At 65.0% G+C, this 7,819-nt stretch carries 10 protein-coding genes; 7 read left to right on the plus strand and 3 right to left on the minus strand.

Annotated elements, in window-relative coordinates; translation table 11 throughout:
- Window positions 1-255: 255 nt before the first annotated feature.
- Together AB0N02_RS46980 and AB0N02_RS46985 are read right to left on the minus strand one after the other, a co-directional pair.
- The gene (locus tag AB0N02_RS46980; RefSeq protein WP_363961645.1) at window positions 256-579 is read right to left on the minus strand and encodes a hypothetical protein; all 324 of its coding nucleotides are present in this window, start codon (window positions 577-579) and stop codon (window positions 256-258) included.
- A complete protein-coding gene (locus AB0N02_RS46985) occupies window positions 576-1,199 on the minus strand; it encodes a ParA family protein (protein WP_363961647.1) in 624 nt (207 codons plus the stop codon). Before AB0N02_RS46985 ends, AB0N02_RS46980 begins: the two co-directional genes overlap by 4 nt.
- A gap of 642 nt (window positions 1,200-1,841) precedes the next feature.
- Here AB0N02_RS46985 and AB0N02_RS46990 point away from each other — a divergent pair.
- The gene (locus AB0N02_RS46990; RefSeq protein WP_363961649.1) at window positions 1,842-2,681 is read left to right on the plus strand and encodes a hypothetical protein; all 840 of its coding nucleotides are present in this window, start codon (window positions 1,842-1,844) and stop codon (window positions 2,679-2,681) included.
- 11 nt (window positions 2,682-2,692) lie between these two features.
- On the opposite strand, the gene AB0N02_RS46995 is transcribed toward AB0N02_RS46990, so the two are convergent.
- On the minus strand, window positions 2,693-3,358 hold the full coding sequence (locus tag AB0N02_RS46995) for a GntR family transcriptional regulator (RefSeq protein WP_363961651.1): 666 nt from the start codon (window positions 3,356-3,358) through the stop codon (window positions 2,693-2,695).
- A gap of 144 nt (window positions 3,359-3,502) precedes the next feature.
- On the opposite strand from AB0N02_RS46995, the gene AB0N02_RS47000 reads away from it, so the two are divergent.
- The 6 genes from AB0N02_RS47000 (at window position 3,503) to AB0N02_RS47025 (ending at window position 7,753) form a co-directional block, all read left to right on the plus strand.
- Window positions 3,503-3,883 (plus strand): hypothetical protein, encoded by a 381-nt coding sequence (locus AB0N02_RS47000; RefSeq protein WP_363961653.1) that lies wholly within the window; start codon window positions 3,503-3,505, stop codon window positions 3,881-3,883.
- Complete coding sequence (locus AB0N02_RS47005) at window positions 3,883-4,029, plus strand: hypothetical protein (RefSeq protein WP_363961655.1); 147 nt, start codon at window positions 3,883-3,885, stop codon at window positions 4,027-4,029. Before AB0N02_RS47000 ends, AB0N02_RS47005 begins: the two co-directional genes overlap by 1 nt.
- A 192-nt stretch (window positions 4,030-4,221) precedes the next feature.
- A complete protein-coding gene (locus tag AB0N02_RS47010; protein WP_363961657.1) occupies window positions 4,222-4,623 on the plus strand; it encodes a hypothetical protein in 402 nt (133 codons plus the stop codon).
- A gap of 5 nt (window positions 4,624-4,628) precedes the next feature.
- Window positions 4,629-4,844, plus strand: coding sequence for a hypothetical protein (locus AB0N02_RS47015; protein ID WP_363961659.1), 216 nt, complete (start codon window positions 4,629-4,631; stop codon window positions 4,842-4,844).
- Window positions 4,845-4,917: 73 nt separating this feature from the next.
- Window positions 4,918-6,342, plus strand: a complete 1,425-nt coding sequence (locus AB0N02_RS47020) for an FtsK/SpoIIIE domain-containing protein (RefSeq protein ID WP_363961661.1) — start codon at window positions 4,918-4,920, stop codon at window positions 6,340-6,342.
- Between the two features lie 130 nt (window positions 6,343-6,472).
- Window positions 6,473-7,753 (plus strand): hypothetical protein, encoded by a 1,281-nt coding sequence (locus AB0N02_RS47025; RefSeq protein ID WP_363961663.1) that lies wholly within the window; start codon window positions 6,473-6,475, stop codon window positions 7,751-7,753.
- Window positions 7,754-7,819 lie beyond the last annotated feature (66 nt).

Here is a 7,819-nt window from a genome sequence, read left to right on the forward strand (position 1 = left end):
GTAAAGACAGTAACGCAGTATTGCAGTAACGCAGTAGAGGGCCCGAACCATGACGGTCCGGGCCCTCCTACTCGGATAGCTACCCCTGAGAGTGGGTCGTGCAGGCGAAGATCTGTACGCCGTTCAGATGGCCAACTGGGACCATCGGCTGATCGTCTTGACCGCACTCAACGCACGCGATGCCGTCGCGCTGATCGTTGGTAAGTGGCTCGTTCATCGCATCCCGCCTTTCTACTGCGTTACTGCACTACTGCATTACTGCTGCCTGAGGTTACGAACGATGGAGGAGTGCGTCTGCTCCTGGGCGGCGAGGTCGGTACCTTCCTGGTCCTCGGTAGCAACGACCCGGATGAAGGCACGGATGGCGTCGGCATGTGTGACGCGAGGTGCGTCGATGTCTCTCGCGACTCGGCTCGTCCACTCGGTGAAGTGCCGGTACAGCTCGGGCGTCAGGTCGATTGTGATCCTGACCGGCTTCGACCTGATGGCGGTCTCCCCGGCCGGGGCCGCGTCCGGCTCGACTCTCCGTCGTGCAGCTCGACGCCGTGCCTCGCGCCGCTTCTCGGCTTCGGTGCTCACAGTCCACCTCGCTTCGCGAGCTCCTCGGCGAGGGCCTCGGCCTCCGTCGCCCTGGCGGCCACGGGCAACCCGAAGCTCTGGCTGTAGAGGTTGACGAACGGCAGCATCATCGTGAGGACGTGCCACCCGTCTTCGGTCAGATCCTCGCGCGTCTCAACGTGGGTCGTCGACGAGCGGTTGATCCGGTTGAGCAGCACGGAGACCCGGGCCGGACGCTCACGGATCGGCTGGATGTCCTCGATCTCGTCAAGGACCGGGCTCATGCGGTTGATCTCGATTCCATGAGGTGCCACCGGGATCACCAGCTCGTCAGCGAGCCGCAGAACCGACCGGGCGATGCCCTTATGGTCTTCCATCTGCGGGGCATCGATGATGACGACCTCGTCCGGCCGGGCGACCTCGGGCACGCGGCGGTGGACTTCCTTCGTCGGCATGCCGATGATGCGGAACGGGAACCCGCCTGCGAGGTCCGACCACTCCAGGGCGGATGCGGCCGGGTCGGCGTCGACCAGGAGCACGGGCTTCCCGAGCTCATGGAAGGCGTGTGCCAACCACACGGCCGACGTGGTCTTGCCCGTGCCGGGCTTGAGGTTGATGAGAGCGATGCTCAAGAGGCTCATACATCCATGGTGCCGTATTTACTGCATTACTGCACTACTGCGAATGTCGTGGAGCTCCAACTTCTGTCCTGACCTCCGGATCTTTCGCGCGGCTCGACCAGGAGCACGCGCTTCCCCCTCACCCACACCCCCCCGCTCCCCGCTAGATGACAGAGGCGCGACTGCCGCCCGGCCACTGTCAAGCTCGGCCTCGCGTGTACATGAGCCACCCCCCTTCCACGTCACTCGGATGTCAATCCGCACGGCCGGGCTTGACTGGGGACGGGTGCCGCGCATCATGGCATCTCGCGGGGAGCGGGGGGGACCAGGCACCTTCCAGAGCAACCGACACGGCTTTTCCACCCTTTTGGCCTGGCCGCACGTTTGAGGGCTTCCCTGCCTCGGTATGGCCACGTCGTGGCCATACCTCGGCAGGCTAACCAGGCCGGATGTGGTTACCGCGGGAAGAGCCCCGGCCTTGGCCGGCGGCGCTGGGTGGGCCGGTTGGGGCCCCTCTGGGGTGACCGGCCCGGCCCGGCGCCCAGCGCCGGGGCGCAGGGCTTGTTATATGCGCCATAACTGGCCCCACATCTGAGCCGGGCAAGAAGTACCAGGTCAAGCAGGGCGTTGGTACAGGGTGTCAGGGTGAGCAACAATGCGGAGATGGCCGACCTGATCCTGAGTGCAGAGCGACACAGCGAGCTTGCTGAGCTGCTAGACGACGAACAGCGGCTACAAGCTGAGTATCCCAAGGTGGCCGAGTACCTCGATATGGCGGTGAGGCTGTCCGGAACCGGCGACGTTCGAGCGGATCACGCCTTTGACCTGCGTTTCATCCACTACATGACCGGCGGGGATGATGTAAGCGAGGATCCTTATTGGGAGATCGTCGGGCCGTCCGTCTCAGGGAATGAAGGACGGCGCTTGGTGAACGGTGGTAAGCCGGAAGGTAGTCCAAGGCTCGCCTTCGCACAGATCATTCTGCAGGCCGTCTATGCCTACGCTGTGCCTTCTCCGGAGACCGTCCAATGGATCTCTAGGTTCTGCGATGGCGGTCCGGTCGTAGAGCTTGGGGCGGGCCGGGGGTACTGGGCAAAGCAACTGGCGCGCGCCGGAGTGATCGTCAACGCATATGACTCGGAGCCGCCGGATAGGGCGCAGAACGCATCTTTCCGTAGGAGCGCTGGGCAGGCCGATGTCTGGCACCCTGTGGAGGATCTTGAGGGCTTCACGGCACGCGTGAGCGAGAGGCCGACGGATACCGTTCTCTTCCTCTGTTGGCCGCCTGGTTGGGGGGCCTCGATGGCGTCGAGTGCGTTGGCCTCGTTCGAGGCTCTAGGCGGCGAACGGCTCGTGTTCGTCGGGCAAAGCAAAGGCGGTCAAACTGGCGATGACGCCTTCTTTGACCGCCTGGCAGCTAACTGGACTTTGGAGTCTGTCGATCGAGACCACGTTTCTTGGTGGAACTCGGTAGACGTCGCGCAAGCTTGGGTTCGGGCCTAACGCTGCGCTCCTTACCTGAGACTCATTCGGAACACGTACTCGTCGTAACGATCGCGGGGGTAGGCGATCTCGGAGACCATGATGGTTCGTCGGTCTGCGGTCAAGAACTGCTGTCGAACCGTCTTGACGAGATCGCCGGGGGTTGTGTTCAGCCAAGCAGCGTGGGCCGACGTAGGAAGCTTGTCGCAGAGGGTCTCTTCTAGGAACTCTGCACTTGATATGTCGGCGATGTCCAACGGCTGGTAGGTGTCGGAGATCGAGATGGGTCGGCCGTCCTCGGTTGCCCGGGTAACGGTGTGGAGTACCTCATCGTCTGCCGCGATGCCGAAGACTTCGGCTAGGTCCTCCCCGGCCGGAACCCGGGCCGTGTCGCGCTGTACCTGGACGTCATGGTCCGACTCGTTCCTGAACGTAGTCTCGGCGCTCTCCATCTGACGTTCCGGAGAGATGCGCGCAAGGGTGGGCCGGTCGGCGACGAAGTTACCTCGACGTCGCACTGATCGGACCAGGCCCTGGCTTTGGAGAAGCTCGATGGCCTTCCTTACGACGATGTCGGACACGCTGTTCTGCTGAGCGATCTCTGCATAGCTGGGGAGCTGGGTGCCCGGTCTGAGATCTCCGGTGCGAATGCGCCGTGCGTAGTGGCCGGCGATCCGGACGTAAGCCGGTTCTGTCATCGGTCGTGATCCCTCTCTGATCGCTGTTTACCTGGGCTTTTAGCCTATCGTATACGTAGGGCTTGTGCGTATACGTAACTTCGTATACGCTGGCCGTGCCAGAGAGAGCGGGGCCGAGAGAGCCCACTTACCAGGGGAGAACCCGTGTTCACGAACTTCAAGATCGACCAGAGCGCTACCTTCGCCGGTGTCGCGTTCCTGTCCTGCGAGCCGAAGCTTCCGTTCCGCTCGGAGGTGCAGGAGACCACGAAGGACGGCGTCCCGAGGTGGGTCGTGCAGGTCGTGGCCATGTTCAAGACGCCGTTCGGCATGCAGAACGAGGTCTTGAAGATCGGAGTCGCGTCCCAGCGGAACCCGGGCCAGGGCCTGATGCCCTACACCCCGATCGCGTTCAAGGACTTCGAGGTCGGCGTCATGGAGAAGACCAAGAAGGACAAGGACACCGGCGAGGAGCGGGTCATCGGCCTTCAGGTCTGGTACCGGGCGGCCGGGATCCAGGCGAACACCGACACGAAGGCCGCGTGATGCGAGTCCGTCTGACCGGTACGCCGGGAGACCTCGCCCGTGCCTGCCTCGTGCTTCGCGACCAGGCCGTGATCTGGAACGAGGGCGCGCCCCGGATGCTCGACTCCGGCGAGTTCGCCATGGAAGTCATCGTCAGCTTCCGCTGACCATCTCGTGATCCGGGGCGCGCCCATCGACCAGACCGACGCGCCCCGGGTCCTCACGAAGAGGAGTCCCCAGCATGACATACGTGCAGATTCAGCGCTGCCGCGAAATCGACATCTCCAGCTGCACCGACCCCAAGTGTTCGGTCTGCCAGGGCGGCCGCTCTGGCGTTCAGTGGACCTGAGAGGAAGATCATGGCAACCGCAGCCAAGCCCCGGCCTATCCGTCCCGTGGGCACCAACTTCGAGCCCAAGCGGATCCGCAAGGCCAAGCGCAAGATGCTGGTCCGAGGGGCGCTCGGCAACATCGTGGCCGATGCCCGGATGGGGGCCGAGGACCGGGCCGAGTTCTACCGCAACCTTCGCATGATCAAGCTCCGGAGGCGGCACCTGGCCAAGGAGATGGCCACGCTCGCGGGCATGGTTCAGGGCTTGGTCGGCTCGGTTCAGAACGTCGGCAACAGGAACCCCGAGTTCAACGCGAGGTCGCTGGAAGAGGCGCGCGACCAGGTGAAGGCCGCGTACACCTCCGTGAGCGTCGCGGCCGACGAGTTCCAGCTCTTCTCCCGCGTCCGCGTCTACTACGTCAAGGGGTAGTTACCGTGTCCGCTCTCACCAGTCGCGTTGACGAGATCGATGTCCAGATCGAGCGCATCGCCCGCCTCATCGACTCCGCCCAGCAGATCGACCGCGAGCTCGCGGCCGGGCTGGCGTGTCAGGAGTCGATGACCAGCATTCAGGGTCACGTCGACCGCGCGTCGGCCTCGGTGGAGTCCCTCGACCGGGACCTTCGCAAGTGGAAGGCCGACCGCAAGTAACACCGCCAGGGGAGCCACCCTCCATAGCTGTCTTCAGGGTGGCTCCCCTTTTGCATGTCCAGAAAGGGGCGTCATGTTCAACTTCCTGTTCTCCGCGATCGGCCGGATTCTCGTCTGGCTCGCTCGGCAGCTCGCCCGCCTTATCGCCTGGCTGACCCTCCAAGCCGTACGTCACCCGCGCACCACGTCGACAGCGGGAGCGCTGGCCGGAGGTGTGGCCTGGCTGGGCTGGCAGCTCTGCGCGACGGTCGCGGGTGGCCTGTTCGTGGCCCTGTCCACCTGGAAGGCCGCGCACCCGGTCACCTTCGAGAACACAGTTGGCACCTGGACGCGTAGCTGGTGGAACAAGTGGTGGATCTACCGCCGCACCTGGGAGAAGGTGCTGACCCGCTGTGATCTGACCATCCAGGCCAAGGGTGAGGTGTACCTGCCCAAGCTCAAAGACGTGCGCTCAACGCCGTGGTGGGATCACCTGACGGTGGAAATGCCGATCGGTCAGTCTCCCAAGCGTTACGAGCACGAAGAGACTGCCGACGCGCTTCGGCTCGGCTTCAAGGCTGAGCGTCTGGTCATCAAGCGACTCAAGCCGCGGCTTCTGGAGCTGGCGCTGATGCGGCGTGACCCTCTGCTGGAGCCGGTACCGGCCACTGCCATCCCGGCCAGCGTGCAGGCGATCGACTGGAAGCGTATCCCGGTCGGCCGCGACGAGTTCGGCCAGCCGTACACGATTAGCCTGCTGGGCGGCCACACTGCCGCTGCGGGGTCGAGCGGGGCCGGGAAGGCGTCGCTGGAATGGAACGCCATGCGGGCCATCGCCCCGGCGATCGCGGCCGGGTGGGTGCGGCTGGTGTTCATCGACCCCAAGCTGATGGAGCTGGCACAGGCCAAAGCCATCGTTGCCCCGAGCGACTACGCCGCGCATGAGGCCGACGTGCTGGAGCTGCTGCAACGGCTCGTCGGGGAGATGGGCGAGCGCTTGGCGGACCTGGGCGAGCGGGGAGAGCGGGATTTCGAGCCCGGCCCGGACCGTCCCCTGACGCTCATCTGCATTGACGAGCTCGCGCCGCTGCTGTCCATCTGGAAGCGCAGCACCCGAGACAAAATCGAAGACGCGTTGCGGGCCCTGCTGACCCAAGGCCGGGCGGGCGGGTTCATCCTGCTCGGAGCCATCCAGGAGCCGACCAAGGACGTGTTCCAGGTCCGCGACCTGTTCACGCGCCGGATCGCGCTGCGGCTGCCCAACAAGAGCAACACCGAAGCGGCCCTCATCGAGGACGCCACGGACTATGGCGCGCTGTCGCATGAGATTCCCGAGTCGCTGCCGGGTCTGCTGTTCAGCATCGAGTCCGGCGCGCGGCGGGCCGTGCGAGCTCGGTTCGGCCACGTGCGGAACGAGGACGTTGAAGAGCTGGTGGCCTATGTCGAGAACGCCCGGAAGGTCGTCCAGCTCGGGGACTGGGCCGGGACTGGGACCGATCGTGCCGAGAATGCCGCGTGATCGCCCGGTGTGTCGCCGTGACCGCAACCGTGCCGTACGTCAGGGTGTCTCGGAAAAGTGAAAGCCCGGCGCGCCAACGCCGGGCCTTCGAAGCGGTTCGCCCTCTGTCCAAAGAAGCGGAACCAACGTCGTGAACAGCGTAGCTCATGGCGTCGTCTCGGTGCAGTCTTCGGCACCCGACACGCCAATATCGCCGATACTGGATCTTTGGCGCCCAAAGTTCCCGTCTCCGGCCGGGCTCGACATGGCCGCGCGCCTGTTCGACGCGCGGCCGACTTGGCAGGGTGAGGAAGGCCCACGGCCGCGCATCGTCATATCCGCCGGCGCTTTTGCGATCGAGGCACCCGACCTTGCCCGGCGAGACCGCCGTTACGAACGGGCCCTTCACGCGCGACAGCTCGATGTCGACATGGCCGCGACCTACCTCGCCCGCGGTGAAGAACTACCCGAGCGGGTGCCAACTCGAGAAGTGACCGGCTGGTCCCGCAAGAGTCGGGCGAACATGGTCCGCGCTCTCTGCGAGCTCGACTACCGGCCCATGCTCGGAGACCCAACCAGGCTGCCCGCCATGGTCACGCTCACCTACCCCGGCGACTGGCTGGCCGTGGCCCCCTCCGGGAAGGTGGCCAAGCGTCACCTCCAAGCGTTCCGCAGGAGGTACGAAAAGGCCTGGGGCGAGCCGGTGAAGGCCGTTTGGAAGCTGGAGTTTCAGCGGAGGGGCGCTCCTCACTATCACCTGCTGATGGTCCCTCCGCATGGCCTGTCTCGCCTTCCGGGGGCACGCGCAACAGCAGCTGCTCGCATCGGCGCGGGCCTGCCGTTCCGTGACTGGTTGTCGGCCGTCTGGGCTGACATCGTCGGCCACCCAGACCCCCAGGAGCGGGAGCGACACCAGAGAGCCGGTACCGGCGTCGACTTTGCCGAGGGCCTGAAAGCTCGGGACCCCAAGCGAACTGCGGTGTACTTCACCAAGCACGGCGCGTTCCAGGCCAAGGAGTATCAGCACTGCGTCCCCGACGAGTGGACTGAGCCGGGCGCGGGGCCGGGCCGATTCTGGGGCTACTGGAACCTGGAGCGCGTGACCGTCCCTGTCGAAGTCAGTCCCGAGGACGCCGTACACGCTGCGCGGATCGCTCGGCGCTGGGCTCATGCTCAGCGCACCACGCGACAGGTCGCCGTGGCGCGCACTCGGGGCGGGCAGGCTCGGCCCAAAGAGCTCGTCGTGGGCCTGGCGGGTGCTCAGCTCCTAGAGCGTGTCGGGCCGACACGTCGTCGGAAGGTCCGGCGCAGAGTTCGCCGGTTCGGCAATGGCAAGGGGTTCATCTCGGTCAACAATGGCCAGCTGTTCGCCGTGCAGCTCTCCAGGGCCCTGTCTTTACAACGTAAAGACAGTAACGCAGTATTGCAGTAACGCAGTAGAGGGCCCGAACCATGACGGTCCGGGCCCTCCTACTCGGATAGCTACCCCTGAGAGTGG

The sequence above is a fragment of the Streptosporangium sp. NPDC051022 genome (genome assembly GCF_040683035.1).
Classification (GTDB): domain Bacteria; phylum Actinomycetota; class Actinomycetes; order Streptosporangiales; family Streptosporangiaceae; genus Streptosporangium.